20 protein-coding genes are annotated in these 25,358 nt (G+C 72.8%); 8 read left to right on the top strand and 12 right to left on the bottom strand.

Annotated elements, in window-relative coordinates; genetic code table 11:
- Positions 1 to 149 precede the first annotated feature (149 nt).
- Both AAME72_RS11300 and AAME72_RS11295 read right to left on the bottom strand, forming a co-directional pair.
- The gene (locus AAME72_RS11300; RefSeq protein ID WP_348786659.1) at positions 150 to 1,442 is read right to left on the bottom strand and encodes an MFS transporter; all 1,293 of its coding nucleotides are present in this window, start codon (positions 1,440 to 1,442) and stop codon (positions 150 to 152) included.
- A gap of 147 nt (positions 1,443 to 1,589) precedes the next feature.
- Positions 1,590 to 2,573: a LacI family DNA-binding transcriptional regulator gene (locus AAME72_RS11295; RefSeq protein WP_348786658.1), complete on the bottom strand. Its 984-nt coding sequence runs from the start codon at positions 2,571 to 2,573 to the stop codon at positions 1,590 to 1,592.
- An 85-nt stretch (positions 2,574 to 2,658) separates the two neighbouring features.
- On the opposite strand from AAME72_RS11295, the gene AAME72_RS11290 reads away from it, so the two are divergent.
- Positions 2,659 to 3,417, top strand: a complete 759-nt coding sequence (locus tag AAME72_RS11290; RefSeq protein ID WP_348786657.1) for a GntR family transcriptional regulator — start codon at positions 2,659 to 2,661, stop codon at positions 3,415 to 3,417.
- A 152-nt stretch (positions 3,418 to 3,569) separates the two neighbouring features.
- Here AAME72_RS11290 and iolD read toward each other — a convergent pair whose 3' ends face one another.
- The 6 genes from iolD to AAME72_RS11260 all read right to left on the bottom strand — a co-directional run bounded on the left by iolD (position 3,570) and on the right by AAME72_RS11260 (position 11,467).
- On the bottom strand, positions 3,570 to 5,480 hold the full coding sequence (gene iolD, locus AAME72_RS11285; protein ID WP_348786656.1) for a 3D-(3,5/4)-trihydroxycyclohexane-1,2-dione acylhydrolase (decyclizing): 1,911 nt from the start codon (positions 5,478 to 5,480) through the stop codon (positions 3,570 to 3,572).
- The gene (gene iolB, locus AAME72_RS11280) at positions 5,477 to 6,385 is read right to left on the bottom strand and encodes a 5-deoxy-glucuronate isomerase (protein WP_348786655.1); all 909 of its coding nucleotides are present in this window, start codon (positions 6,383 to 6,385) and stop codon (positions 5,477 to 5,479) included. Before iolB ends, iolD begins: the two co-directional genes overlap by 4 nt.
- An 18-nt stretch (positions 6,386 to 6,403) precedes the next feature.
- Positions 6,404 to 7,915 (bottom strand): CoA-acylating methylmalonate-semialdehyde dehydrogenase, encoded by a 1,512-nt coding sequence (locus AAME72_RS11275; RefSeq protein WP_348786654.1) that lies wholly within the window; start codon positions 7,913 to 7,915, stop codon positions 6,404 to 6,406.
- Between the two features lie 65 nt (positions 7,916 to 7,980).
- On the bottom strand, positions 7,981 to 8,865 hold the full coding sequence (locus AAME72_RS11270; protein WP_348790121.1) for an aldolase: 885 nt from the start codon (positions 8,863 to 8,865) through the stop codon (positions 7,981 to 7,983).
- Between the two features lie 22 nt (positions 8,866 to 8,887).
- Positions 8,888 to 9,859, bottom strand: a complete 972-nt coding sequence (gene iolC / locus AAME72_RS11265; protein WP_348786653.1) for a 5-dehydro-2-deoxygluconokinase — start codon at positions 9,857 to 9,859, stop codon at positions 8,888 to 8,890.
- A 177-nt stretch (positions 9,860 to 10,036) separates the two neighbouring features.
- Positions 10,037 to 11,467: an MFS transporter gene (locus AAME72_RS11260; protein WP_348786652.1), complete on the bottom strand. Its 1,431-nt coding sequence runs from the start codon at positions 11,465 to 11,467 to the stop codon at positions 10,037 to 10,039.
- A gap of 36 nt (positions 11,468 to 11,503) precedes the next feature.
- Between AAME72_RS11260 and soxR the strand changes: the two genes are divergently transcribed.
- Complete coding sequence (soxR, locus tag AAME72_RS11255; protein WP_348786651.1) at positions 11,504 to 11,947, top strand: redox-sensitive transcriptional activator SoxR; 444 nt, start codon at positions 11,504 to 11,506, stop codon at positions 11,945 to 11,947.
- 95 nt (positions 11,948 to 12,042) lie between these two features.
- Here the strand turns inward: soxR and helR are convergent, their stop codons facing one another.
- The 3 genes from helR to AAME72_RS11240 all read right to left on the bottom strand — a co-directional run bounded on the left by helR (position 12,043) and on the right by AAME72_RS11240 (position 16,683).
- Positions 12,043 to 14,181, bottom strand: coding sequence for an RNA polymerase recycling motor ATPase HelR (gene helR / locus AAME72_RS11250; protein WP_348786650.1), 2,139 nt, complete (start codon positions 14,179 to 14,181; stop codon positions 12,043 to 12,045).
- A gap of 100 nt (positions 14,182 to 14,281) precedes the next feature.
- On the bottom strand, positions 14,282 to 15,265 hold the full coding sequence (locus tag AAME72_RS11245) for a LacI family DNA-binding transcriptional regulator (RefSeq protein WP_348790120.1): 984 nt from the start codon (positions 15,263 to 15,265) through the stop codon (positions 14,282 to 14,284).
- Positions 15,266 to 15,354: 89 nt separating this feature from the next.
- The gene (locus AAME72_RS11240) at positions 15,355 to 16,683 is read right to left on the bottom strand and encodes an amino acid permease (protein ID WP_348786649.1); all 1,329 of its coding nucleotides are present in this window, start codon (positions 16,681 to 16,683) and stop codon (positions 15,355 to 15,357) included.
- Positions 16,684 to 16,738: 55 nt separating this feature from the next.
- Here AAME72_RS11240 and AAME72_RS11235 point away from each other — a divergent pair, with 55 nt between their 5' ends.
- The 3 genes from AAME72_RS11235 to AAME72_RS11225 all read left to right on the top strand — a co-directional run bounded on the left by AAME72_RS11235 (position 16,739) and on the right by AAME72_RS11225 (position 23,592).
- On the top strand, positions 16,739 to 17,509 hold the full coding sequence (locus AAME72_RS11235; protein WP_348786648.1) for a GntR family transcriptional regulator: 771 nt from the start codon (positions 16,739 to 16,741) through the stop codon (positions 17,507 to 17,509).
- 199 nt (positions 17,510 to 17,708) lie between these two features.
- Positions 17,709 to 19,868, top strand: coding sequence for an alkaline phosphatase family protein (locus AAME72_RS11230; RefSeq protein WP_348786647.1), 2,160 nt, complete (start codon positions 17,709 to 17,711; stop codon positions 19,866 to 19,868).
- Entirely contained in the window at positions 19,849 to 23,592 is a 3,744-nt protein-coding gene (locus AAME72_RS11225; protein WP_348786646.1) for a LamG-like jellyroll fold domain-containing protein, read from the top strand. Before AAME72_RS11230 ends, AAME72_RS11225 begins: the two co-directional genes overlap by 20 nt.
- Before the next feature lie 45 nt (positions 23,593 to 23,637).
- Here AAME72_RS11225 and AAME72_RS11220 read toward each other — a convergent pair whose 3' ends face one another.
- Positions 23,638 to 24,267 (bottom strand): glyoxalase, encoded by a 630-nt coding sequence (locus tag AAME72_RS11220; protein WP_348786645.1) that lies wholly within the window; start codon positions 24,265 to 24,267, stop codon positions 23,638 to 23,640.
- A 183-nt stretch (positions 24,268 to 24,450) separates the two neighbouring features.
- Between AAME72_RS11220 and trxA the strand changes: the two genes are divergently transcribed.
- The 3 genes from trxA (at position 24,451) to AAME72_RS11205 (ending at position 25,343) form a co-directional block, all read left to right on the top strand.
- Positions 24,451 to 24,837 (top strand): thioredoxin, encoded by a 387-nt coding sequence (gene trxA / locus AAME72_RS11215; RefSeq protein WP_348786644.1) that lies wholly within the window; start codon positions 24,451 to 24,453, stop codon positions 24,835 to 24,837.
- Between the two features lie 24 nt (positions 24,838 to 24,861).
- Positions 24,862 to 25,023, top strand: a complete 162-nt coding sequence (locus AAME72_RS11210) for a hypothetical protein (RefSeq protein WP_348786643.1) — start codon at positions 24,862 to 24,864, stop codon at positions 25,021 to 25,023.
- 113 nt (positions 25,024 to 25,136) lie between these two features.
- Positions 25,137 to 25,343 (top strand): hypothetical protein, encoded by a 207-nt coding sequence (locus tag AAME72_RS11205; RefSeq protein ID WP_348786642.1) that lies wholly within the window; start codon positions 25,137 to 25,139, stop codon positions 25,341 to 25,343.
- Positions 25,344 to 25,358 lie beyond the last annotated feature (15 nt).

Genomic DNA, 25,358 nt, shown 5'->3' with positions numbered 1-25,358 from the left:
GTAGCCGCGAGCAGCGGGCCCGTCAACACCCGGCGCTGCGCCCCTCGCCCGCGCGGCCGCCGAGGGGCACGTCGTTGTCACTTTTCGAGCGCGAAAGCGACAACAACGTGCCCCTCGGCGGAGAAGGAGGGTGGGAGGGCGGGTGCGGGCTACGAGGTGGACGCGCTGGGGGCGGCGGCGCCGGGCACCGAGACGCCCTCGGCGTGGAAGTCGATGCCGTGCGCCTGCTTGCCGAGCGCCGTCAGCACGATCACCGCGACCGCAGCGATCCCCACCGTCGACGCCATCGCCCAGCCGTAGCCCCACTGCGGCGCGAGCGCCTGCTGGATGGGCAGGTTGAACGCGGCGATCACGTTGCCGAGCTGGTAGGTCACGCCGGGATAGAACCCGCGGATCGCGTTCGGCGACATCTCGTTGAGGTGCGCCGGGATGGCGCCCCACGCGCCCTGCGTCGTGAACTGGATGAGCGCGGAGCCCAGGCACAGCATCCCGGCCGTCGTCGAGAACGCGAAGATCGGGATGATCGGCAGCGTGAGCGCGGCGCCCAGGATGATCGTGGCCTTGCGGCCCCAACGGTCGGAGAGCGAGCCGAGCACGATGCAGCCGACGATCGCCCCCACGTTGTAGACGACGGCGATCCAGCCCGCGGTCGCCGCATCCAGCCCGGCCCCGCCGTTCTCGGTGGACTTCAGGAACGTCGGATAGATGTCCTGCGTGCCGTGGCTCATCCAATTGAACGCGGCCATCAGCAGCACCAGGTAGACGAAGCGGCGCAGCACCTTGCCGTCGAAGAAGACGCGGCGGATGGAGGTGTTCGCCTTGCGCATGGTGTCGCGGGTGGTCTCCCACACCTCCGACTCGCGCACACGGGACCGGATGATGAGCGAGATGAGCGCGGGCAGGATGCTCAGCGCGAACAGCCAGCGCCAGTTCAACCCGAACACGGAGTGGATGAGCAGGAACGCGAGCGCGGCCAGCAGGTAGCCGGCCGAGTAGCCGGCCTGCAGGATGCCCGAGTACAGCCCACGGCGGGTGCGCGGCACCTTCTCCATGGTGAGGGCGGCGCCGAGGCCCCACTCGCCGCCCATCCCGATGCCGTAGAGCAGGCGCAGGATGAACAGCACGGTGAAGTTCGGCGCGAACGCGCACAGGAATCCGACGATCGAGTAGAAGCAGACGTCCGCGATCAGCGGGATGCGCCGGCCGACCCGGTCGGCCCAGAGCCCGAACAGGTAGGCGCCGACAGGCCGCATGATGAGCGTGACGGTGGTGAGGTACGCCATCTGCTCGAGCGGGACGTTGAACTCGGCGCCGATGTCGGCGTAGACGAGGACGATGATGAAGTAGTCGAAGGCGTCCATCATCCAGCCCAGGAGCGACGCGGCGAAGGCGTTCCGCTGGTCGGGGCTGAGGCGGGTGGAGACGGCTGCGGTGTCGGACACGACGGTTTCCCTTCCGATCGGCTTTGATCGGCACGCGCGCGAGAAAGCGCTTACCGGAGGCCACGGTAGGTGGCGCGCGCCGTCGTGTCAACGGCCTCCTTCGCGTCGGCCGGGCGGCGTGGGGCGCGGCGAGGGCGGGGCGGCGGGCTAGCGGCGCGGGGTGGAGGCGCGCACGCGCACCTCGGCGGCGACGGCCGAGGCGTCGGGGGCCTCATCGGCGAGGGCGAGCTCCAGGGCGCGCGCGCCGATGTCGGCCAGCGGCAGGGCGACCGAGGTCAGCGCGGGCGTGACGTCGCGGACGAGCGGGATGTCGTCGAAACCGGCGACGCCGATGTCCGCGCCGGGGGCGATCCCCGCCTCCCGCAGCGCGGCCATCGCGCCGATCGCCATCACGTCGCTCACGGCGAAGACGCACTCCGGCCGGGCGCCCCCGGCGAGGAGTTCCGTCATGGCCCTGTGGCCGCCGTCGCGGCTGAAGTCGGTGTGCACGACGGTCGCGTCCGGGAGCACGGAACGGAACCCGTCCACGCGGTCGCGGACCGTGACCAGCTCCTCCGGCCCCGCGAGCACCGCGATGTCCGCATAGCCGAGGGAATGCAGCTCGCGCGCCAGCGCCGCAGCGCCTCCCCGGTTGTCCACGCCGACCGTGCGCAGGCCCGGCGCGCCGGAGCCGATCACCGCGGCGCGGTCGGACGCGCCGGGGATCACCGTCTCGGCTCCCGCGATGCGGCTGCCGGCGAGCACGACCGCCCGCGGGCGCTGCCCGCGCAGAGCGGTCAGCGCGGCCCGCTCACGCGCGGCCGTCGCCTCCCCCGCGTACGGGCCGGTCGCCGTGATCGTGACCACCAGGCCGCGCTCGTCGGCGACCCGGACAACGCCGGAGGCGATGGCGGCGAAGTACGGGTCCGCGATGTCGCCGACCACCAGCGCGACGACGTTGCTCGTGCCCCGGGCGACGGCCTGCGCCTGGACGTTGGGGCTGTAGCCGAGCTGGGCGGCGGAGGCGAGGACGCGCTCCTGCAGCTCGGGGTTGACCTTGCGCGCGCTCCCGTTGAGGGCGCGCGACGCCGTGGCGAGGGAGACGCCGGCGTGCGCGGCGACCTCGGACAGCGTCGGTGCGTTCTCGCTCACAGGGCCAACCTACCGGTGCGGCGACGATGGCGGATCATTCCCGCGTGTATGGTTGTTCTGACAAACTAGCGAAGGAGGCGGTTCGATGCCGGCCGAGCACCCGCTTCCCCGCGACCTGTTCGACGACCTGGACAAGACAAGTCCCGTCCCGCTCTATTACCAGCTCGCCACCCGGCTCGAGCAGGCGATCCGCGACGACATCCTCCCTCCCGGCGCCCGCCTGGAGAACGAGATCGCGCTGGGCCAGCGGCTCGGGCTCTCCCGGCCGACGGTGCGCCGCGCCATCCAGGAGCTGGTGGACAAGGGCCTGATCGTGCGTCGCCGCGGCATCGGCACGCAGGTCGTGCACGGCAAGGTGACCCGCAACGTGGACCTCACCAGCCTGTACGAGGACCTGTCCCGCTCCGGCCAGGCTCCGGAGACGCGGGTGCTGAGCCACGAGGTGCGCCCGGCGACGGACGACGAGGCGGAGCACCTGACGCTCGCGGCCGGCGACCCTGTGCTGCACGTGGTGCGGCTGCGGCTCGCGGACGACGTCCCGCTCGCCGTCCTCGACAACACCCTCCCGACCGAGTTCACCGACATCACCGGCGACGACCTGGAGGCGCGCGGCCTCTACCAGCTGCTGCGCGAGCGCGGCGTGACGATGCGGATCGCCAACCAGCGCATCGGTGCGCGCGAGGCGACCGCCGAGGAGAGCGAGCTGCTGGAGATCAAGAGGAACGCGGCGGTGCTGACCATGTCGCGCACCGCGTTCGACACGGCGGGACGCGCTGTCGAGTACGGGCAGCACTGCTACCGCCCGGACCTCTACTCGTTCGAGATCACCCTCGTCGACCGCTGAGCCCGCGCACGCGGCTGCCGCGCACCCGCCCCGCCCCGCGCCCGGGGTGAGTGCACCCTGGGGGGACCACTGCGCCCGGGCGCCCCGGCGCAGTCGTCCCGGGAAGGCGCACTCGCCACGGCACGGCGCATTCCGCGGGCAGGCCCGCGCGGTCAGCCGAGCAGCGGGCGCTGGCGGCGACGCTGCTCCATGTACTCCTCGCGGGCGGTGCGGGTGCTCTCCAGCTCCGAGACCTCGGCGACCGGCACATCCCACCAGCCCTCGCCGTCCGGGGCGTAGAGGAACGGGTCCGACTCGACATGGATGAGCGTCGACGTCGGCGATGCCTTCGCGGCCGCCACCGCCTCCGACAGCCGCGCGACGGCGTCGGCGCCCGGCGCGATCTCGACGACGTCGATCCCGTAGCTGCGGGCGTTCGCGGCCAGGTCCACCGGCAGGAAGTCGCCGCGCTCGAAGTTCACGCCCTCCGCGTCGCGGTAGCGGTAGCGGGTCCCGAACCGGTCGGAGCCGATGGTCTCGGAGAGGTGGCCGATGGACGCGAAGCCCTGGTTCTGGATGAGCACGACGACGATCTTGATGCCCTCCGCGACCGCGGTCACGAGCTCGGTGTGCAGCATGAGGTAGGAGCCGTCGCCGACCATGACGATCACGTCGCGGTCGTCGCCGAGCGCCTCCAGCCCGCGCTTCACGCCGAGACCACCGGCGATCTCGTAGCCCATCGTCGAGAACGCGTACTCCACGTGGTAGCCGAGCGGGTCGCGCACGCGCCACAGTTTGTGCAGGTCGCCGGGCAGCGAGCCGGCCGCCTGCACGACGACGTCGCGCGGGGCGCTCGCCGCCTGGACGGCTCCGATGATCTCCGACTGGCCGGGCAACTCCGCTCCGGTCGGCGCGAGGGCGGCGTCCACCACCGCGTCCCACGAGCGCTTCTCGGCGGCGACACGATCCGCGAGAGCGGCGGGGATGCGGTGGCCGCCGAGCGCCCCGCGCAGCGCCTCGAGCGTCTCCCTGGCGTCGGCGATGACCGGCAGCTCGGTGCCGTGCTTGTAGGCGTCGAACGCGGCGACGTTCACGTTCACGAACCGCACGCCCTCCGCCTGGAACGCGGTGCGGCTCGCGGTGGTGAAGTCGCTGTACCGCGTGCCGATGCCGATGACCACGTCCGCCTCGGCGGCGAGCCGGTTGGCCGCGGTCGTTCCGGTGGCGCCGACGCCACCGAGGTACTGCGGGTGGTCCCACGGCAGCGCGCCGCCGCCCGCCTGCGTCGTGCCGACGGGGATGCCGGTCTGCTCGGCGAACGCGCGCAGCGCATCCTCGGCCCCGGAGTAGAGCACACCGCCGCCGGCGACGATGAACGGCCGCTCCGCCGATCGGATCGCCTCGACGGCGGCCGTCAGCGCCCAGCGCTCCGGCAGCGGACGCCGGAGGTGCCACTCGCGCGGCGCTAGGAACTCCTCCGGAACATCCAGCGCCTCCGCCTGCACGTCCTCCGGCAGCGCGATGGTCACCGCGCCGGTCTCGGCCGGGTCGGTCAGCACGCGCATCGCGGCGAGCGCGATCGAGAACAGCTGCTCCGGCCGCTGCACCCGGTCGAAGAAGCGTGACACCGGGCGGAACACGTCGGTCACCTGCATCCCGAGGTCGTGCGGATGCTCGAGCTGCTGCAGCACCGGGTCGGCGACGCGGGTGGCGAAGGTGTCCGAGGGCAGCAGCAGGGCGGGGAGGCGGTTCGCCGTGGCGAGCGCCGCACCGGTGAGCATGTTCGCGGCGCCCGGTCCGACGGACGCGGTGGCGGCGAGCGTCGCCCGGCGGCGGTGGATGCGCGCGTAGCCGACGGCCTGGTGCACCATGGCCTGCTCGTTCCGTGCCTGGTAGTAGGGCATCAGCGCCGGATCCTGCACGTTCGCCTGCTTCAGCGCCTGGCCGAGCCCGGCGACGTTGCCGTGGCCGAAGATGCCGAGCATCCCGGGCACGGTGCGCTCGCGCACGTCCCCGTCGACCGTCCACTGGTTGCCCAGGAACGCGACGAGCGCCTGGCCGACGGTCATCCTGCGGGTGGTCATCGGGTCGCTCCTTGCGTGGTCGTGTCGGTGCGGTACGGGAGGCGCGGATCGGTGTCCAGCTCCGCCCAGGTGTCGCGCAGCCAGGCCTGGCGCGGGTCGTCGCTCACGAGCCAGACCCGCTCCTCGTCCGGCCCCGCCATCACGTTGAGGTAGTAGAGGTCGTACTCGGGAGGCGCGACCGCCGGCCCATGGTAGCCGAACGGCACAAGCGCGATGTCGCCGCTGCGCACCAGCGCGTTGGTCTCGATGTCGCCCGCCGCCGAGCTGTAGGTGGCGAAGGTTGCGAACGCGTCCGCGTCCTCCGGCGCGCTCCCGCCGCGGACCGGCGCCACCTCGAAGTAGTAGATCTCCTCGAGGCGCGACTCGTGGCCAGGCACGTTCTCGTCGTGCTTGTGCGCGGGATGCGACGACCAGTTGCCGCCCGGCGTGATGACCTCGCACACGATGAGGGAGGCGGCGTCCAGCGCCGCGGGCGTGCCGAAGTTGTGCACCTGACGCGAGTCCGCCCCCGCCCCGCGCAGCTCGACGGGAACATCGTCCGCGGCGATGTGGACGGACGGCTTGCGGATCGTGGTCGGCGCCTCGGCGACGGCGACCCGGCCGGAGCCGCGGACGACGAGTCCCTCCCCCGCCCCGACGTAGAGCACATCGGTCGGGCCGTCGAACACGCTCGCCCGACCGGCGAGCCGCGTGCTGCGGCCCTCGTGCTCCACCGCGAACGACCCGCTGAGCGGGACGACGATCCTCTCGACGTCACCCGCGGGCAGCTCGGCCGCGCCGCCGTCGAGCTGCGCCACCCGGAGGCCGGTGTGCTGCCAGCCGGGCAGGGAGGAGTCGACCGCCGACTCCCACACGCCCTCGCTCAGCATGCCGCACGGGAAGAACCACTCGTTGTGCTCGGTCATCGCCGTCCTCCTCGTCGGTCAGTTGTTCTCGGGGAAGCCCAGGTTGATGCCGCCGTGCGACGGGTCCAGCCAGCGGCTGGTGATCGCCTTGAGCTGCGTGTAGAACTTCACGCCCTCGGCGCCGTGGGCCTTGGTGTCGCCGAACAGCGAGTCCTTCCAGCCGCCGAACGAGAAGGTGGCCACCGGGACCGGGATCGGGACGTTGATGCCGATCATGCCCACCTGGATCTCCTTCTGGAAGCGGCGGGCCGCGCCGCCGTCGTTGGTGAAGATCGCGGTGCCGTTGCCGAACGCCCCGGAGTTGATGAGCGCGACGCCCTCCTCGAACGAAGCGACACGCACGACCGCGAGCACCGGGCCGAAGATCTCCTCGGTGTAGGCGCGGGAGCTGGTGGGCACGTTGTCGAGCAGGGTCGGGCCGAGCCAGAAGCCGTTGGCGTCGCCGTCCGGGTTCACGTCCCGGCCGTCGACGACGACGGTCGCGCCGTCCTGCTTCGCGATGTCGATGTAGGAGGCGACCCTGTCGCGGTGCTGCGCCGTGACCAGCGGGCCCATGTCGCAGCCGCGGCGGCCGTCGCCGATGCGCAAGCCCTCCATCCGCTCGGTGACCTTGGCGATCAGGTCGTCGGCGACGGGCTCGACCGCGACGACGACCGAGATGGCCATGCAGCGCTCGCCCGCTGAGCCGAAGCCCGCGTTGATCGCCGAGTCGGCGATCAGGTCGAGGTCGGCGTCCGGGAGCACCAGCATGTGGTTCTTCGCGCCGCCGAGCGCCTGGACGCGCTTGCCGTGCGCGGTGCCGGTCTCGTAGACATACTTCGCGATCGGGGTGGAGCCGACGAAGGAGATCGCGGCGACGTCCGGGTGGGTGAGCAGGCCGTCCACCGCCTCCTTGTCGCCGTTCAGCACGGTGAAGACGCCGTCCGGGAGGCCGGCCTCCTTCCACAGCTCGGCCAGCCAGATCGCCGCCGACGGGTCCTTCTCGCTCGGCTTTAGCACGACGGTGTTGCCCGCAGCGATCGCGATGGGGAAGAACCAGGCCGGCACCATCGCCGGGAAGTTGAACGGCGAGATGATGCCGACGACGCCGAGCGGCTGACGGGTGGAATACACGTCGATGCCGGAGGAGACCTGCTCGGAGTACTCGCCCTTCAGGTGGTGTGCGAGGCCGGTCGCGAATTCCACGACCTCCTGGCCGCGGCTGATCTCGCCGAGCGCATCCGAGAGCACCTTGCCGTGCTCCGAGGTGATGATCTCGGCCAGCTCGCCCTTGCGCGCATCCAGCAGCTCGCGGAATCGGAAGAGGATGGCCTGCCTGCGCGCAAGCGAGAGCTCGGACCACGCCGGGAACGCTGCCTTCGCGGAGGCGACGGCCGCGTCGATCTCGGCACGGTCGGCGAGGCCGACGCGCTTGGTCTCAACACCGAGCGCCGGGTCGAAGACGGGAGCGGTCCGGCCGCTTGTGGACGGGCGCGCGGCTCCGTCGATCCAGTGCGGGACGACCGGGAGGTCGGTGGAGGTGTCGGTCATGGTCTTCCTTCAGTGGTCGTGCGGTGCAGTGCGGGCGGTGCGAGCCGTGCCGGCCGGCGGGCCGGTCAGCCGCCGTGGACGAGGGATGCCGCGGTGTCGACGGCCCGGGCCACGTCGCCGTCCTGCGGGTAGAGGAGGGTGCGGCCGACGATCAGGCCGTGGACGCCGGGGAGGCCGAGCGCGGCACCCCACGCGGCGTAGGTCTCTTCGGGCGCGGCGTCGGTGTCGCCGCCGAGCAGCAGGGTCGGCATGGTCGTCGCGGCCATCACCCGCTCCATCTCGGCCACGACCGGCAGCTTCAGCCAGGTGTACGCCGACGAACTGCCGAGCCCCGCCGCGATGGCGATGGAGGTGATCACCGCGTCCGGCGTGAGGTCGTTGACGATGCGGCCGTCCTGCCAGCGGCTCATGAACGGCTCGAGCATGATCGGCAGCCGGGCGTCGGCGGAGGCGCTGACCGCGCGGGCCGTCTCCTCCAGCGTGCGCGCCGTCGCCGCATCCTCGAGGTTCACCCGGAGCAGCAGCTTCGCGGCGTCCAGCCCATCGCGGACCATCGCGGGCACGTCGTAGCCGGTGTAGCGGTCGTCCATCTCGAACGAGGCGCCGCGCAGGCCGCCGCGGTTCATCGAGCCGACGGCGATCGTGTCGTCGAGCACGCCGAGCAGGGCTAGGTCCTCGATGATGTCGGGGGTGCCGAGCACGCCGTCCACTCCCGGGCGGGAGAGCGCGAGCGCCAGGCGCTCCAGCAGCTCGTAGCGGTCGGCCATCGCGGTGGCGTCGGCGCGGACGGAGAGCGCGCCGCGCGCCGGGTGGTCGGCGGCGACGATGAAGAGCCGGCCGTCGCCGCGCACCAGCGGGCGCCGGGTCCGCGCGGCGAGCGCTTCCCCGACCGCCTCCGGCCGCCGGTGCCGCAGGTCGCGGAGCCGGGCGAACGCATCCGCGCCGAGCACCGGCTGTGTGCGGTGAGTGAGGTCAGCTGTCGACACGTTCGAGCTCCTTCAGCACGTCATCGACCTCCGCCGTGGTCGGCATCGCGGTCGAGCACTCGCGGCGGGTGGCGACGATCGCCCCCGCGATGTTGGCGAACCGGAGCAGGCGCTGAAGCGGCCAGCCCTGCAGCAGCCCGTAGCAGAGCGCCCCGCCGAAGCCGTCGCCCGCGCCGAGGCCATTGACGACCTCCACCGGGTACGGCGGTACCTCCACGGTCTCCTCGCGGGTCTTCGCCAGCACGCCGCGCGGCCCCTGCTTCACGATCGCGAGCTCGACGCCGCGCTCGAGCAGCGCATCCGCCGCTCGCATCGGCTCGGTCTCGCCGACGGCGATCACGCACTCCTCGCGGTTGCCGACGGCCACGGTCACGTGCTCCAGCGCGCGGCCGACCTCGGCGGTCGCCTCGGCGGGCGACGACCAGAACATCGGGCGGTAGTCGAGGTCCAGGACGGTCAGCGGGGCGCGCCCCCGCGCGGCCCAGGCGACGTGGTGCGCCGAGCGGCTCGGGTCGCGGGAGAGGCCGGTGACCGTCGCCCAGAAGATGCGCGCGTCCCTGATGGCGTCGAGGTCGAGGTCTGCATCGGTGATCGCGAGGTCGGGGGCGATCGGGTCGCGGTAGAAGTAGAGCGGGAAGTCGTCCGGCGGGAAGATCTCGCAGAAGGTGATCGGCGTCTTGAGGTCGGCGACCGTGGTGACGAAGCGGTCGTCGACGCCGAGCCTGCGCAGCTCGCGGTGCGCGTAGCGGCCGAACGGGTCGGCGCCGGTGGCGGTGATGACCGCCGAGAGGAGGCCGTGCCGCGCGCCGGCGATGGCGACGTTCGTCGCGCTGCCGCCGAGGTACTTGCCGAAGGTCTGCACGTCTTCGAGGCCGACGCCGTCCTGCAACGGGTAGAGGTCGACACCGATGCGGCCGAAGGTGATGAGGTCGTACGCCGTCGTCGTCTGGTCCGTCATGGACGCGGAGCTCCTTCGTCGAGGGATGCGGTGCGGATGCTGCTGCGACGAGTCTACTTATGTCCTATCAAACTCACAAGGAAGGGTGGGCACAACGCGGCACGCGAGTACGCAGAAAGTCGCCCGGAAACCGTCGGGTACGCGGATTCTCTGCGTACTCGACCGTCGGAGAAGGCGCTACGACCGAGCGCGCAGGATGCGCGGCCCGCAGACCCAGGTGAGGGCGCAGAGCACGCCAGTGAAGACGAACACCGCGGCGAACGACGTCTCGGAGTCCGCGCCGCCGAACGCGGAGAAGACGATCGCCGTCGCGGCGAGCGCGATGGCCGAGCCGATCGCGTCGGCGATCGAGAGCGCCGAGCTGTTGAAGCCCTGGTTCTCCGGGGTCGAGTACTCGAGGGTCAGCACGCCGAGACGCGGGTAGAGCACGCCCATCCCGGCTCCCGCGAAGGCCCAGCCGATCACCACGACGACCGGGGATGCGCCGGTCATCGCCGTGACCAGCAGGGATGCGATCGCGATCGTCAGGCCCAGCGCGCCCAGGCGCGCGGCGAGCAGGTGGCCGATGGCCGGGAACCGGCCCTGCGCCCAGGACGCCGCCGCCCAGCTCAGGCCGGCCGCGGTCAGCGCGAGGCCGGCGACCGCCGCGGACGCGCCGTACTGCGTCACCAGCAGCAGCGGCACGTACACCTCGGCGGCGAAGAACGTGCCGGCGACGAGGGCGCGCATGAGGATCACGCTGGGCAGTCCGCGGCGCGCGCGCAGCGTGCCGGTCGGCAGCAGCGGGCGCAGCGCGACGAGGGCGACCACGGTCGCCAGCACCGGCGCGAGCCACTGCACCAGTCCACGCGACTCCGCCGCGAGCGTGAGCGCGAGCACGGCGGCGGCCACGAGCACCGCCCAGCCGATGCGGACCAGTTCCCGGCGGCCGAGCGCGGCGTGCTCGGCGGGTCCGTGCACTCCGCGCATCGCGGGCACCACCATCAGCATCGCGAGCACGACGAGGCCGACGACGCCGAGGAACACCCAGCGCCAGCCCACCGTCTCCGCGAGCGCCCCGGCGACCACGGGGCCGATCAGCGAGGGGATCACCCACGCCGCCGCGAAGGCGGCGAAGATGCGGGCGTGCAGCGCGGGCGGGTAGACGCGCGCCACGATCACGTAGAGCGCGACGGTCACCGCGCCGCCGGCGAGGCCGTGTACCAGCCGCCCGGTCACGAAGAGGACCATGTCCGGCGCGCCACCCGCAACGGTCAGGCCGACCGCGAAGAGCACGACGGACGCGAACAGCGCGTTGCGCGGGTTGCCACGGTCCGACCACACGCCCGCGAGCACCATCCCGACCACGCTCACGGCGAGCGGGCCGGCGAACGCGAACGCGTACAGCCCGGCCCCGTCGAGCTCCCGGCTGACGGTCGGCATGATCGTGGTGACCGCCATCGCCTCGAACGCCGCGAGCATCACGAGCAGGAACATCCCGATGCTCACCCAGCGGAAGCGCGGGCCGAGCACGCCCTCCGGTTTCGGGAGGGTCTGCGGGCTGTCGGGTGCGGATGCGGGCGGCGGAGCGGTGTCCGGCAGGGAGGCATCCCCGTCGCGAGAAGTCATGCCGCCAGCCTAGAACCTCAACTATGGTTGAGGTCAATGACCCCGTCGGAACCGATCCTCAGCGTCGGCGACGTCGCCTCCCGCAGCGGCGTCGCGGTCTCCGCGCTGCACTTCTACGAGCGTGAGGGACTGATCGAGAGCGAGCGCACCGCCGGCAACCAGCGCCGGTACCGCCGCGACGTACTGCGCCGCGTGGCGTTCATCCGGGTCTCGCAGCGGGTCGGCGTACCGCTCGCCGACATCCGTGCCGCGCTCGGCTCCCTCCCCGCCGGCCGCACGCCGACCAAGAAGGACTGGGCGCGGCTGTCCCGGCTCTGGCGGGACGAATTGGACGAGCGCATCCGGGCGCTCGAGCACCTCCGCGACGACCTCACCGGCTGCATGGGCTGCGGCTGCCTGAGTCTGCGCACCTGCTCCCTCCAGAACCCCGAAGACGCCCTCGCCGCCGAGGGCCCCGGCCCCCGGCGCTGGGAGGACTAGCCCCGCCCTGGGCCGCCGAGCACAGGGAAAATGTCGCGATTCGGGCGATTTCGCGACACTTTTCCTGTGTTCGACGGCAGGGCGGGCCGCCCGGGTCACGAGGTCAGGACGACGAGGCGCTCGGTGGCGCGGGTCATCGCGACGTAGCGGTCGACGCCGCCGAGGACGCCGTCGCCGAAACGCTCCGGGTCGACGAGCACGACGAGGTCGAACTCGAGGCCCTTCGCCGACTCCGGCGTGAGCGACGGGATGCGCGGCCGCCCCGCGAAGGCCGGGTCGCCGATCACGCACGCCACGCCGTCCTCGTGCCCAGCGAGCCAGTCGTCCAGCACGGCGTCGCGCTCGTCGGCCGCGCCGTACGCCACCGGGATGCCGGAGGAGCGGATCGACGTCGGGACGTTGGCGTCCGGCAGCACCGCCCGGATGACGGGCGCGGCGACCGCCATGATCTCTTCAGGGGTGCGGTAGTTGATGCCGAGCGAGGCGAGCGAGACGTCCCTCAGACCCGCGCGCGTCAGCCGGTCCTGCCACGACTCGGTGAAGCCGTGCCTGGCCTGCGCGCGGTCGCCGACGACGGTGAAGCTGCGCGACGGGCAGCGCGCGAGCAGCATCCTCCACTCCGCGTCGGTCAGCTCCTGCGCCTCGTCGACGACGATGTGCGCGAACGGGCCGGCCAGCGCGTCCGGGTCGAGCCGCGGCAGCACGGTCTCGTCGTCGAGCGAGTTCTGCACGTCCGCGCCGCGGAGCATCGTCACCAGGCCCTCGCCGTCGTCGGCCGCGATCAGGTCGTCGACGACCTGCGCCATCCGCTCGCGCTCCGCGCCGACGACCGCCTCGCGCCTCCGGTCGATGCCGACGGCCGCCGGATCGCCCGCGCGGCGGCGGGCGGCGTCGAGGAGCGGCAGGTCGGCGACCGTCCAGGCACGGGCGTCCTGGCGCTGGAGCAGCCGGATGTCGTCCTCGCCGAGGGTCGGCGCGCAGCGTCGCAGAAAGCCCGGCACGGTGAGCAGGTCCGCGACCAGCCCGGCGGGATCGAGCACCGGCCACGCGCGGGCGAACGCGCGGCGGAGCCCCTCGTCCCGCTCCAGCTCGCGGCGCACCAGGCGCGGCGGCAGCTCCTCGTCGAAGCGGTCGGCGAGGATGCCGATCAGCTCCTCCCAGACCTGGTCGCGCGCCTCGTTGTGGCTGAGCGCGGGATCGGCGGCGGCGAACGCGTCCGCCCATTCCGCCGGACCGACCCGCACGTCCGCCCACTCCGTCTCGACCAGCACGGACCGCTCTGATGGCGTCTCGTATGCCCGGACGGCCGCCTCCACCGCATCCACCAGCGCACCGGAGGCCTTCAGCGCGGCGACTCGCTGGTCGGCCTCGGGCAGCGCATCGGCGCCCTCGGGCACCAGATCGCGCAGCGTGCAGATCTGCACACCCTCCTCACCCAGGCTCGGCAGCACATCCGAGACGTACGAAAGGTAGCCGTCGCTCGGCCCGACGAACAGCACGCCGCCCCGATGCTGCTGCAGGTGCGGTTCGGAGTAGAGGAGGTACGCGGCGCGGTGCAGGGCGACGACGGTCTTGCCGGTGCCGGGGCCGCCGTCCACCACGAGCGCTCCGCGGGAGCCGGCGCGGATGATCGCGTCCTGGTCGGCCTGCAGCGTGGCCAGCACATCCCGCATCCGCGAGGAGCGGGTGCTGCCGAGGCTGGCGATGAACGACGACTGGTCGTCGAGAGCGGCGGCGCCGGCGAAGCCCTCCGCGGTGAACGCCTCGTCCCAGTAGTCGATGACCCGGCCGCGCGACCAGCGGTAGCGCCGTCGGCTCGCCAGGCCCATCGGGTCGGCGAGGGTGGCGCCGAAGAACGGCTCGGCGGCGGGCGAGCGCCAGTCGGTCAGCAGCCGGGTGCCGTCGGCGGCGGTGAGGCCGAGCCGGCCGATGTACACCGGCTCCGCCCCGCCCTCGACGACCATCCGGCCGAGGCAGAGGTCGATTCCGTAGCGGCGCAGGGTGCGCAGGCGGGCGCTCAGCCGGTGGATCTCCAGGTCGCGGTCGAGCGCGGCCTGGCCATGGCCGCCGGGCGCACGGCGCTCGGCGTCGAGCCGCGCGAGGATCGCGGCGACCTCCCCGGCGATGCTCTCGGCGATTGCGGCGAAGTGCCGTTCGTCGGCGGCGATGAGGGCGGGGTCTCGTTTGGCGGACAGTCGATCGGGCAGGGCGAAGGCGGAGGTCGTCGAAGTCACAGTGCAGCATTCTGCGACGCCGAGGGGGCCTTGCCGCAAGCCCCGTACCCTCCCGTATCCTGGAACTGCGGGGGAACGCACCCGCAGTGCGAGCGCGAGGTCAGTGCGCGAGGGCCGTCGAGCCGCGGACGACCAGCTCCGGCAGGATGCTCGCCGGCACCGGCTCCTCGCCGCCCTCGATCTCCGCGACCAGCCGCTCGACGCTGCGCCGGCCGAGCTCGGTGAAGTCCTGCAGCACCGTGGTCAGCGGCGGCCAGAAGTGCGCGGCCTCCGGGATGTCGTCGAAACCGACGACGCTGAGGTCGTCAGGGATGCGCCGCCCGCGCTCGTGCGCCGCGTGGTACACCCCGAGCGCCATCTGGTCGTTGGACGCGAAGACGGCAGTCACGTCCGGGTCGCCGACGAACTCCATCGCCGCGCGGTAGCCGGACTCCGCCGACCAGTCCCCGCGCTGCACCGGCGGCTCGGGCAGCCCGGCCGAGTGCAGCTCGCCGAGGTAGCCGTCCACCCGCGCCTGCGCCTCGAACCACTCCAGCGGCCCGGCGACGTGGACGATCCGGCGGTGGCCGAGGTCGATCAGGTGCCGCGTCGCCGCCCGCGCGCCCGCCTCCTGGTCGACGGTCAGCTCCCGCGTGACGACCTGCGCGCCGCCCTGCAGCGTCACGTACGGCACGCCGATGGCCGCGGCGGCCACCCGCCGCAGCACCGCATCCTGCGGCGCGATCACGATGATCCCCTCCACCGCCTGCGAGAGCAGGTGGTCGATCCCCGCCGCGATGCCCTCGTCGCTGAGGTCGCTGAGCTGGGTCACGGCGACGTAGTAGCCGGCCTCGCGGCCCTGCCCCTGGATCGCGTTGATGCTGGAGACGGGGCCGTACAGCGCGGCCGCCGAGGTGGACAGCACGCCGATGGTCCGCGAGCGCGCGGTGACCAGGGCCCGGGCGGCGGCGTTCGGCCGGTAGCGCAGCTGCTCCATCGCGTCGAGCACGCGCTGTCGGGTGCTGTCACGGATGCTCGGGTGCGCGTTGATCACGCGGGACACGGTCTGGTGGGAGACCCCGGCCAGCTGGGCGACGTCCCGCATGCTCGCGGCACGGGGCGGCTGCTCGTGGGTCACGCGGTCCCCTCCGTCCACGCTCGCCGCGGGGCTCGGGCACCCCGCGATCCCCCTCATTATGCGATATCGCGCCGCCGTCGCCGGGAGAACGCCCCGAACGCCCCCACGACCACCGCGACCACGGCGAGGGCCAGCGGGAAGACCAGGTGCCAGCCGGCCAGCAGCAGCAGGCCGGCGGCGAACACGCAGGACAGCACCGCCATCCACCACCCCGCCGACCGGCGCGGCAGCAGCACGATCGCCGACGCGACGCCCAGGCCGTAGACGGCTGCGGCGATGCTGGTGTGGACGAGGATGAACGGCTGCAGGTCGCCGCTGGAGAGCACCACGACCGAGTACAGCGCCATCACGACGGCGGAGAGCAGCAGGCCGCGCCGGGCGACCGCGCCGTTCTCGGCGCCGCGCCCGAACCAGGACGGCAGATCGCCGTCGCGGCCCATGGCCGCGCCGAGCTTGCTGAACGCGGCGAGGTAGGCGTTGAACACACCGGTGACGACGATCGCCGCGATCACCGCCACGACGACCCCGCCGCCCGAGCCGGTCGCGACCTCCACTAGGTCGAGCAGAGGCACCGCGGATGTCGCGGCGCCGCCGCCGAGCACGACCACGGTGACCGTTTGGATGGCGAGGTAGGCGATCGAGACGATCACCAGCGCGAGCGCGGTCGCGCGCGGGATGTCGCGCCGCGGATTCCGGAACTCGCCGCCGATGCCCGCCACCGCCTCCCAGCCGGCGAACGCCCAGATGTAGAGGCTCATCGCGAGCCCGACACCCGGCCAGCCGTGCGGCAGGAGGGGCGTCAGGTGCGCTGGGTCGGCGTGCGGGGCCGCCGCCGCCAGCACGAACACGAGCACGGCGATGAGCGCTCCGGAGAGGACGAGCTGCACCGAGGCGGCGAACCGCACCCCGAACGCCGTCACGATGACCGGCACGACCATGAGCGCGACCGCGATCAGCGTCGTGGTCACCGCGTCCCCGCCGATCACGGCGACGACGTAGCGGGCCGTCATGAGCGCGGCGATCGGGGCGCCGATCGGCGTTCCGAAGAAGAACCAGTAGCTGATGATCCGCGCCGAGGTCGGGCCGAACGCCCGCCGGGCGAACGTGGCGACGCCGCCCGCGTCGGGATGCCGCCTGGCCAGGGCCGCGAACGTCGCGGCGAGCGGCACCGAGATCAGCGCCAGCGCGGCCACCGCGATGATGGCGCCGGGGCCGGCCGCCGCAGCGGCGAGCGCGGGCAGCACGAGGATGCCGGTGCCCAGCACCGCGGCCACGTAGAGTGCTGTGCCACCGGCGACGCCCAGGCGGCCGTGCCCTGCGGTCGACGCCGCGACGCCGTCGGTGGATTCGGGCACGCGCGTCGTCGGTGACACGGATTCGCTCATCCCCCGATCATCGCGCGCACCGCCGACATCCGGGCGTTGTAGCCTTGCCGTGCCGATGCCCAGCACATCCCCGATCCCGGAGCCGGCCGCCGACCGCGACGCCGGGGCGCCGCGCTACGCACGGGTGGCCGCCGACCTGCGCAGGCGGATCGCGGAGGGCGACGTCGCCGTCGGCGCGCGGCTGCCCAGCGAGGCCGCGCTCGCGGCGGAGTACGGCGTGACCAGGAGCGTCGTGCGCGGTGCCCTCGCCCAGCTCGCGCGCCAGTCGCTCGTCGTCTCGCGTCCGCGCGGCGGCTGGGTCGTGCAGCCACGGCACCGCACCCAGGGCTTCGACAGGATGCTGTCGTTCGCGCAGTGGGCGGTCGACGGCGGCCGTGTCCCCGGCGGCGCGATCACCTCCCGCGAGCGGAGACCGGCGACCGCGCGGGAGGCGCAGCTGCTGCGCATACGCTGGCAGGAGCCGCTGATCGCCTTCACCCGCGTGCGGACGCTGGACGGACGCCGCGTGATGGTCGAGCGCTCGACCTGGGCGCCGTGGCTGACGCCGGTGATCGAGGCGCTGCCGGACGACGTGGTCTCGACCGCCGAGGCGCTCGCCGCCGAGGGCATCCACATCACCTCCGGCACCCACCGCATCGAGGCGGTCGCGGCGTCAACGGAGGACGCGGCGCTGCTCGGCGTGCGCCGCTCGAGCCCGCTGCTCCAGGTGACCAGGATCACCACCACCAGGGAGGGTCGCATCGTGGAGCTCGGGGTCGACCGCTATCTCTCCGGCGCGATCGCCTTCGAGGTGGCCGCCGGCGAGAGCCAGCGCACGCTCGTCTGACGGCGCGGTTCGGGGCACGGACCGCGCACCGACCGCGCCCCGAACCGCGCCCGAACCGCCCAGTGCGCACAGTCGGCCGACCGATCCGCCCGGATCGGCGATCCGTCGGGCGTTTCGACGCCTGCCGTTCACCGCCCATTCGCCTCGGCTTGCTCGGCTGTGCTCGCCCCTCCCCCCGATCCGAGAACCGAGGAGACCCATGTCCAGCGAGCCAGAGCCGTTCACCCCGGACCCGTACGAGCGCGAGCGGACCGTGCCGGACGAGATCCTGCGCTCCGGACTCTCCCGGCGCGGGATGCTGCGCGCCCTCGGACTGCTCGGCGGCGCGGCAGCGGTCGGCGGCGCGGCCGGCGCGGCACTCGGCGCCGGCGGCAGCGCGCAGGCGGGCACCACCCGCGCCGCCCTCCCGGCAGGCTTCGCCGGTGACATCACCGACATCAAGCACGTCGTCGTCCTCATCCAGGAGAACCGCGCGTTCGACCACTACTACGGCGCCCTTCCCGGTGTCCGCGGCTTCGACGACAAGCAGGCGCTGCGCTTCCAGAACGGCGGCGACGTGTTCTCGCAGCCGAGCGGCTCCTCGTTCGTGAAGCCGACCAGGGTGACAACGGTCGCCGGCACGACGACCGGGCTCGACCACTCCTACTCCGGCGGCCTGGGCGCCTGGGCGTCGGGGAGGTACGACAACTGGATCGGCGCGAAGGGCTCCGCGACGATGCACTACGTCACGGGCGAGGAGATCCCGTGGCAGTACTCGCTCGCGAGCGCGTACACGATCTGCGACGCCTGGCACTGCTCGGTGATGGGCCCGACGACGCCGAACCGGCTCTACCACTGGACCGGCACCTCCAGCGGCGTCACCGACAACGGCAGCGAGTCGAACGGGACGCGCTCCTGGCAGACCTACCCGGAGGCGCTGCAGAAGGCGGGCGTCTCGTGGCGCGTCTATGTGGACAACAGCAACAACGGCTCCAGCTGGGTCGGCGACTACACGGACAACCCGATCCGCGGCTTCGCGCCGTTCACCACCTCCGGCTCCACGGCCACCGACGTCGCCAACCGCGTCGACCCTGTCAAGAACGCGCCGGGCACCGGCCTCGTCTGGCGCGCCGGCTCCGCGCCGTACGCGGCCAGCGGCGCACCGAACAACGACAGCGACGCCAACCTGGACGCCGTGCTGAAGGACTTCATCGCCGCCTGCGCCCCGGACGCCGAGTTCCCGCTCCCCCAGGTGTCCTGGATCGTCGCGCCGTACGGCTGGTGCGAGCACCCGTCGGCGAACCCGGAGCACGGCGCGCACTTCAGCAACCGCGTCATCCGGACCCTGCAGTCCAACCCGGAGCTCTGGAAGAGCACCCTGCTGATCATGACGTTCGACGAGAACGACGGCTACTTCGATCACGTGCTGCCGCCGTACGCGGAACCGGGGACGCCGGGCGAGTACTCGGGCAGCACCCCGATCGGCTACGGCGCGCGGGTGCCGGGCATCCTGGTCTCGCCGTGGACGCGCGGCGGCTGGGTGAACAGCGAGGTGTTCGACCACACCTCGATCATCCGGTTCCTGGAGACCTGGACCACCGCCATCGGAACACCGGCGCTCAGCTCCACGATCACGCCGTGGCGGCGTGCGATCTCCGGCGACCTGACCAGCGCGATGGACTTCGCGAACCCGGTGGTGGACATCCCCGCGCTCCCGGACACCGAGGCGCTGGTGCAGATCGCGCGCGCGGGCGGCACCATCGCGACCCAGGTGCCGCCCGCGGACCGCTGGGACGGCGGCACTCTTCGGCACCGCCCGCTCTCGTTCCATCCGCACGGGACGTTCGCCGAGGACCGCACGACCGGCACCGTGACCGCCCGGCTGAGCCTGGAGGGAGGGCCGGAGGGCAAGGCCGTGAGCCTGCAGGCGTTCCCTGACGCGTACCTGCCGTTCGCGAACACACCGCACACCGTCTCGGCCGAGACGCCGGCGATCTACTCGTGGGATGCCGCGGCGCACGACGGCCGCTACGCCTTCTCGGTCTACGGCCCCGACGGCTTCGTGCGCTCGCACGCCGGCACGGTGCTCCCCGACGGCCAGGACAACTCCGGTGTGCCGCGCGCGGAGGTGTCGCTCGTCGCCGGCCCGAAGCCGACCGTCGCCATCGACCTGCACAACGACGGCCTGCAGGCGGTGCACTACACGCTGACCGCCAACGACTTCTCCGGGGGCACGCGCAGCGTCTGGGTGCACCCCGGCGCCCGGCAGAGCGTGAGCTGGCCGACGGACGACGGCTACTACGACGTCGTCATCACCGCCGACACCGGCACCGGCTGGCGGCACCGCTACGCGGGCCGCGTTGCGCAGCTCCCCGCCTGACCCGCCCGGCCTCGCGCCGCGTCCCGACCCCGCCCCCACCCGACCGCTCGACCGCCAGCTGGAGACCACCATGTCCGCGACCTCCCGTCCGCTGCTCCGCCTCCCCCGCTCGCGCGTCGCGCGGATCGCCTCGGCACTCGCCGCGCTCGCCGTCGTCGCAGCCGGCGCGCTCGGCGTCGCCTACGCGGCGAGCGCCGCCGGCTCCGCCGTCGACCCGGGGGATGCGATCAAGCCCGTCGCCGCGTACACCTTCGACGCGGACAGCGGGACCACGGTGGCCGACTCCTCCGGCTCGGGCAACGACGCGGCCTGGAATGGCACGCCCGCCTACGTGGCCGGCGTCTCCGGCCGCGCCGCGTCGGTGAGCGGCGGTGCGAACTACGTGAAGCTGCCGCTGGTGGCCGGTGAGACGGACGCGTCCTCCAGCTTCTCCTACGAGTTCTGGATGGCCGAGCGCAGCCGCACCAGCTACGGCCCGATCGTGAGCAACCAGGACTTCGACGTCTGCAACAACGCCGGGCTCACCCTCTACAACCAGGCGACGCCGGGGCTGTTGGAGGCCTGCTGGGGTCAGACCGCGGGAGGCACCAAGGAGTACGTCCACGGCATCCAGCCGAACGTGCTCGGGTCGTGGCACCACATCGCCGTCGTCGTGGACCGCGGCGCGAACACGATGACGTTCTACGTGGACGGCGGCAAGGCGACCGCGGCGCCCGCGGGCTCGATCACCGCGTCGACGGCGTTCCAGAGCGGTCTGGCGTTCAACATCGGCGGCCTCTCCGGCAGCGAGGCGGACACCGGGGACGGCTACATCGACGCCGCCATCGACGACTTCGCGTTCTTCGACCAGGCCATCCCCGCCGGCCAGGTCGCGGCCGACTACACCGCCACGAAGCCGTCGGTCGTCAGCTACACGATCGCGTTCGACGGCAACGGCGCGGGAGGCGGCTCGACCACCGCTCAGACGCTCACCTCCGGCCAGTCGGTCGCGCTCTCGAAGAACGGCTTCGCCCGCGCGGGCTACCGCTTCGTCGGCTGGGCGACCAGCGCGTCCGGCCCGGTCGCGTACACCGACGGCCAGACCGTCTCCGACCTCGCCTCCGCCCCGGGCGCGACCGTCACCCTGTACGCCGTCTGGAACCGCTACCGCGCCGCGGGCGACACGGTCGCGCCGATCGTCTCGTACGACTTCGACGGCGACAGCGGCAGCACGGTGACCGACAGCTCGGGCAACCGCTTCGCCGGCACCTGGTCGGGGACGCCGTCCTACGGCGCCGGGATCGACGGCAAGGCCGCGTACGTCAACTCGCCGGCCGGGAGCACCAAGGGCGTCAACTTCCTCACCCTGCCGCTGATCGCCGGCCGCACCGACGCCTCCGCGAGCTTCTCCTACGTCTTCTGGCTGAACCAGACGGCGTCCAGCTCCGACTCCCCCATCGTCTCCAACCAGGACTTCACGCACTGTTACAACAACGGCACGACGCTCTACAACACGGCGGGCAGTCCCGGCGTGCTGCGGGCCTGCTTCGGACGCAACGGCACCTCGACGGCGCAGAACTACCTGCCGCAGGTCAGCCCGACCTCGGTGATGGGCGTCTGGCACCAGGTGGCCGTCGTCGCCGACCGTTCCGCGGGCACGATGACCACGTACCTGGACGGCGTGCAGACGTCCCGGAGCACCGGCCTGACCAGCGCGTTCACGCTCACCAGCGGGTACCCGTTCACCGTCGGCGCCGAGGGCTCGGGCAAGGACGCCGGCGACGGCTTCGTCAACGCCTTCGTGGACGACTTCGACTTCTACGACACCGCCGTCGGCGCTGCGCAGATCCAGAACGACTACCGGGCCACCCGACCGGACACCGGGCCGGCGACTCCCGGGTCGACGGTGCCGTCCGGCTTCGTGAGCGACACCTTCCGGGCGCCGGAGGCGCGCGCAGGGGCGACCGTCACCCAGCGCATCGCCGGGCTCTTCAACGGCGGCACCGCCACGTTCACCAAGACGGCCGGCGACGCGTGGCTCTCCGTGGATGCGGGCGGCGTCGTCGGCGGCACGGCCCCCGCATCCGCTCCGGCCGACCCCGCCACCATCACGGTCGAGGCGACGGACGGCAAGACCACCTCGCAGCTCACCGTCGAGGTGCCCGTCATCGCCGCGGGTGCCGCGCCGCAGCTGGCGACCGCGACCTGGAACCTGTGGGACGCGGGCAGCCACGTCGACGACGCCGACTACAAGGACCTCGCCGTCATCGCCGCGAACGGGCTGGACGTGATCGGCCTGCAGCAGGACGACGGGACGGTCGCCGAGCGGCTGGCGAAGGCCCTCGGCTGGTACGCGCAGACCGGGGACGGCGTCTCGCTGCTCTCCGCCTATCCGCTCGCCGCCGCGCCGCCGTCCACCCGCGCGGCCGGTGCGCTGCCCGCGACGTCGGCGACCGTGGATGCGCTCGGTCACGACGTCCGGGTCTGGAGCGTCGGCCTCGACCGCGCGGGGTACGGGCCGGAGTCGGTCTGCCGCGGCTCCGCGCCGGACGCCGCGGCCGTCGTCGCCGCCGAGAAGGCGTCCGCCCGGTTCGGTCAGGCGCAGGCTGTGGCCACCGCGATCGCCCCGGAGGCGGCGAAGGCCGCGGCGACCCCCGTCATCGTGCTCTCCGACCTGGAGTCGCCGTCGTCGGCCGACTGGACGGCCGCCACCTCGGCCGCGCACTGCAACGCCGGAGCGGTCGCCTGGCCGGTGCCCGACCTGTTCACCGGCGCAGGGCTGACCGACTCGTTCCGCGCCGCGCATCCGGACCCCGCCGCGTCGGCCGGCGCCACCTGGTCGCCGATCGTCACCGTGGATGCGTCCACCGGCGGACCCGAGCCGCAGGACCGCATCGACTACATCCACTACGCCGGGTCGTCGCTGCGCGTGCTCGGCTCCAACACGCTGGTGGCCGGCTGGCCGTCGCCGAAGAACATCCCCGGCAACGCCTGGACCAGCAACCACCGCGCGGTCGTGACGACCTTCGCCGTCGGCGACGCGAAGGCGGCACCGGTCGTCACCGTCGCGAAGACGACCGCTGTCGTGCAGCGCGGGACGCATCCCACGGCGGCCGACCTGCTCCGGCTCCTCGGCGCATCCTCGACGACCGCGGGCGCCGACCTCGCGATCGACACCACGGCCGTCGATGCCGGGACCGTCGGCGACTACCCCGCCACGGTGACCGCCACCGACCCGTCCGACGGCCTCACCTCGAAGCCCGTCGCCGTGACGGTGCGCGTCGTGCCGGCGATCAGCGTGACGCTCGCCCACTCGAGCGCGAGCTTCCGGCTCGGCCGCGGGGAGACCCTGACGGCCGCCCGGGTGACGACCGCGCTCACGCCGACGCTCTCTGTCCCCGGGACCGTGACGGTCGACCTGTCGGCAGTGCCGAAGGGACGCGCGGGCAGCTATCCCGTGACCGTGACGGGGACGGACGCCTACGGCTTCACGGCCAGGGCGGACGCGACGGTGACGATCACCATCGCCGCGGGCGGGGGGACGGGCACGACCGGACCGGCCGGCCCGACCGCAACACCGACCACCGGCCCTGCCGCGTCCGGCTCCGACCCCGGCCGGGGCCCCGGGCTCGCCGGCACCGGGTCCGACATCGCCGTGCCGATCGTGCTTGCCGGCCTGCTGATCGCCGCCGGCGCGGCCGCGATCGGCGTGCGGACCGCGGTCGCCCGCAGGCGCCGCCCGTGACCGGAGGCCGCCGCCGCGCCCGGCGGCGGCCCCGTTCTCACGTCGTCAGGATGCGGCGCCGCTGGAGACGCCGGCCGTCGTCCAGGCGAAGCCGTCCGGGTCGGTGCCGGCGGCGCCGTCCCAGCCGACCTGGATGCGGTGCGAGCCGCTCCCCTCGACGGGTACTCCGGCGTCCTTGGCCAGGGCGGCCCGCTTGTAGAGGCCGAAGCCGATCGGGCTGCCGGTCAGCGCGAAGTCCACGTAGGAGCCGAAGCTCTTGCCGACGGTGAGACCGCGCTCGACGTAGAACCGCTTGCTGGCCTTCACGTCGTCGGCCCCGACGAGGAGCACGACCGAGTCCGCCTTCTTCCGGGCGGGACGGGTGTCCTTCTTGCCGGAGGTGGCGACCTTCCAGATCGTCCCGTCGGGGGCCTGGACGGAGCCGCCGACGCCCCACAGCGACGACGAGACGGGCTTCAGCACGGTCGCGCCCGCGGCGATGGCCGCATCCACGAACGCGTGAACATCCGCGGGCTGGGACACGATGATCGAGAGGGTGAATCCGCGGAAGCCCGTGGACGGCTCCGCCGCCTCGCGGAAGCGGAGGAGGTCGCCGAGCCCGAAGGCCTCGGCGTAGAAGCGCTCGGCGGCCGCGGTGTCGGCCACCTCCAGGGTGATGTGTTCGATGGATGTCATGCCGGCAACGCTATTTCCGCGGGTTGCCTGCACGCTTCTCCAAAGCTGCTCGATCCGCGGCAGCGGTCCCCGCCGTCCCCGGCGCGCTCCCAGCCACCCTCCCAGGTGCCGCCCAGGGAGGAATTCGACGGCCGGGCGTACCGTTCCCTTCACCGAGCAACCCGATCCCGAAGGGGGACACCCATGGCCACCGTCGAGCTGACCGCCGCGAACATCGAGTCCAAGATCACCGAGAACGACATCGTCTTCGTCGACTTCTGGGCGGAGTGGTGCGGCCCGTGCCGCATGTTCGGCCCGGTCTTCGAGAAGGCGTCCGAGCAGCACACCGACGCCGTGTTCGGCAAGGTGGACACCGAGGCGCAGCAGGCGCTCGCCGCCTCGGCGGGCATCACCTCGATCCCGACCCTGATGGCGTTCCGCGACGGCATCCTCGTCTTCTCCCAGCCAGGCGCGCTGCCGGAGCCGGCGCTGCAGGACCTGATCGGCCAGGTCAAGGCGCTCGACATGGACGCCGTGCGCGCGTCGATCGCCGAGGCGCAGGCGAAGGCGGAGACCCCCTCTGCCGAGTAGGCCTCCCGGCGTACCATTCCGGGCATGACCGACGCGAAAGAGAACTTCCCCGAGACCCCGTCGGGTGAACCGATCGACATCGATGCGCTCGCCGAGGGCGAGGGCGGCGGCCCGTACGACGCCGACGGTGTCGTCGAGCCCAGGGACGACGCGGCCGCCGGCGACGAGGACGACCCGACGACCTGACGTCGCCCACCGTTCACCCGAAAACACTTGTACCCCGGCGCTGTACCCCACTAAGGTCGTGCCAAGGGCCCCTCTTGGGGGGCGTTGGCAGCACATCTGGGGAGGGGTGCCGCATGACGACCTACGACACACCGATCGGGAACGCACCGAAAGCGGGACAGGACATCCATCTTGTCCGCTGGGTTCGTTCGGCCGATGGCTGGAGCAGCGAGACGGTGCTCTGCACATATCTGAGCGGAACGCCAAAGGAGTGGATCGTCGAGAGGTTCGGCGAGCGGGTCCACCTGGCCAGAGACGAGTGGTCGCAGTTCGCGTTCTGACCCGTCGCGGCCGAC

Origin of the sequence: Leifsonia sp. NPDC080035 (assembly GCF_040050925.1) — a bacterium.
GTDB lineage: Bacteria > Actinomycetota > Actinomycetes > Actinomycetales > Microbacteriaceae > Leifsonia.
Note: the sequence above shows the minus strand (reverse complement) of the source record. Positions and strands in the feature narration are given on the sequence as shown.

Excerpts from the sequence above, each read along its gene's own strand:
- iolD (WP_348786656.1), bottom strand. The coding sequence starts at position 5,480 with ATGACCACCCGCAGGATGACCGTCGGCCAGGCGCTCGTCGCGTTCCTG.
- AAME72_RS11260 (WP_348786652.1), bottom strand. The coding sequence starts at position 11,467 with ATGACTTCTCGCGACGGGGATGCCTCCCTGCCGGACACCGCTCCGCCG.
- AAME72_RS11245 (WP_348790120.1), bottom strand. The coding sequence starts at position 15,265 with ATGCGGGACGTCGCCCAGCTGGCCGGGGTCTCCCACCAGACCGTGTCC.
- AAME72_RS11230 (WP_348786647.1), top strand. The coding sequence starts at position 17,709 with ATGTCCAGCGAGCCAGAGCCGTTCACCCCGGACCCGTACGAGCGCGAG.
- AAME72_RS11235 (WP_348786648.1), top strand. The coding sequence starts at position 16,739 with ATGCCCAGCACATCCCCGATCCCGGAGCCGGCCGCCGACCGCGACGCC.
- AAME72_RS11210 (WP_348786643.1), top strand. The coding sequence starts at position 24,862 with ATGACCGACGCGAAAGAGAACTTCCCCGAGACCCCGTCGGGTGAACCG.
- iolC (WP_348786653.1), bottom strand. The coding sequence starts at position 9,859 with ATGACGGACCAGACGACGACGGCGTACGACCTCATCACCTTCGGCCGC.
- AAME72_RS11220 (WP_348786645.1), bottom strand. The coding sequence starts at position 24,267 with ATGACATCCATCGAACACATCACCCTGGAGGTGGCCGACACCGCGGCC.
- AAME72_RS11205 (WP_348786642.1), top strand. The coding sequence starts at position 25,137 with ATGACGACCTACGACACACCGATCGGGAACGCACCGAAAGCGGGACAG.
- AAME72_RS11240 (WP_348786649.1), bottom strand. The coding sequence starts at position 16,683 with ATGAGCGAATCCGTGTCACCGACGACGCGCGTGCCCGAATCCACCGAC.
- trxA (WP_348786644.1), top strand. The coding sequence starts at position 24,451 with ATGGCCACCGTCGAGCTGACCGCCGCGAACATCGAGTCCAAGATCACC.
- iolB (WP_348786655.1), bottom strand. The coding sequence starts at position 6,385 with ATGACCGAGCACAACGAGTGGTTCTTCCCGTGCGGCATGCTGAGCGAG.
- soxR (WP_348786651.1), top strand. The coding sequence starts at position 11,504 with ATGACCCCGTCGGAACCGATCCTCAGCGTCGGCGACGTCGCCTCCCGC.
- AAME72_RS11275 (WP_348786654.1), bottom strand. The coding sequence starts at position 7,915 with ATGACCGACACCTCCACCGACCTCCCGGTCGTCCCGCACTGGATCGAC.
- AAME72_RS11290 (WP_348786657.1), top strand. The coding sequence starts at position 2,659 with ATGCCGGCCGAGCACCCGCTTCCCCGCGACCTGTTCGACGACCTGGAC.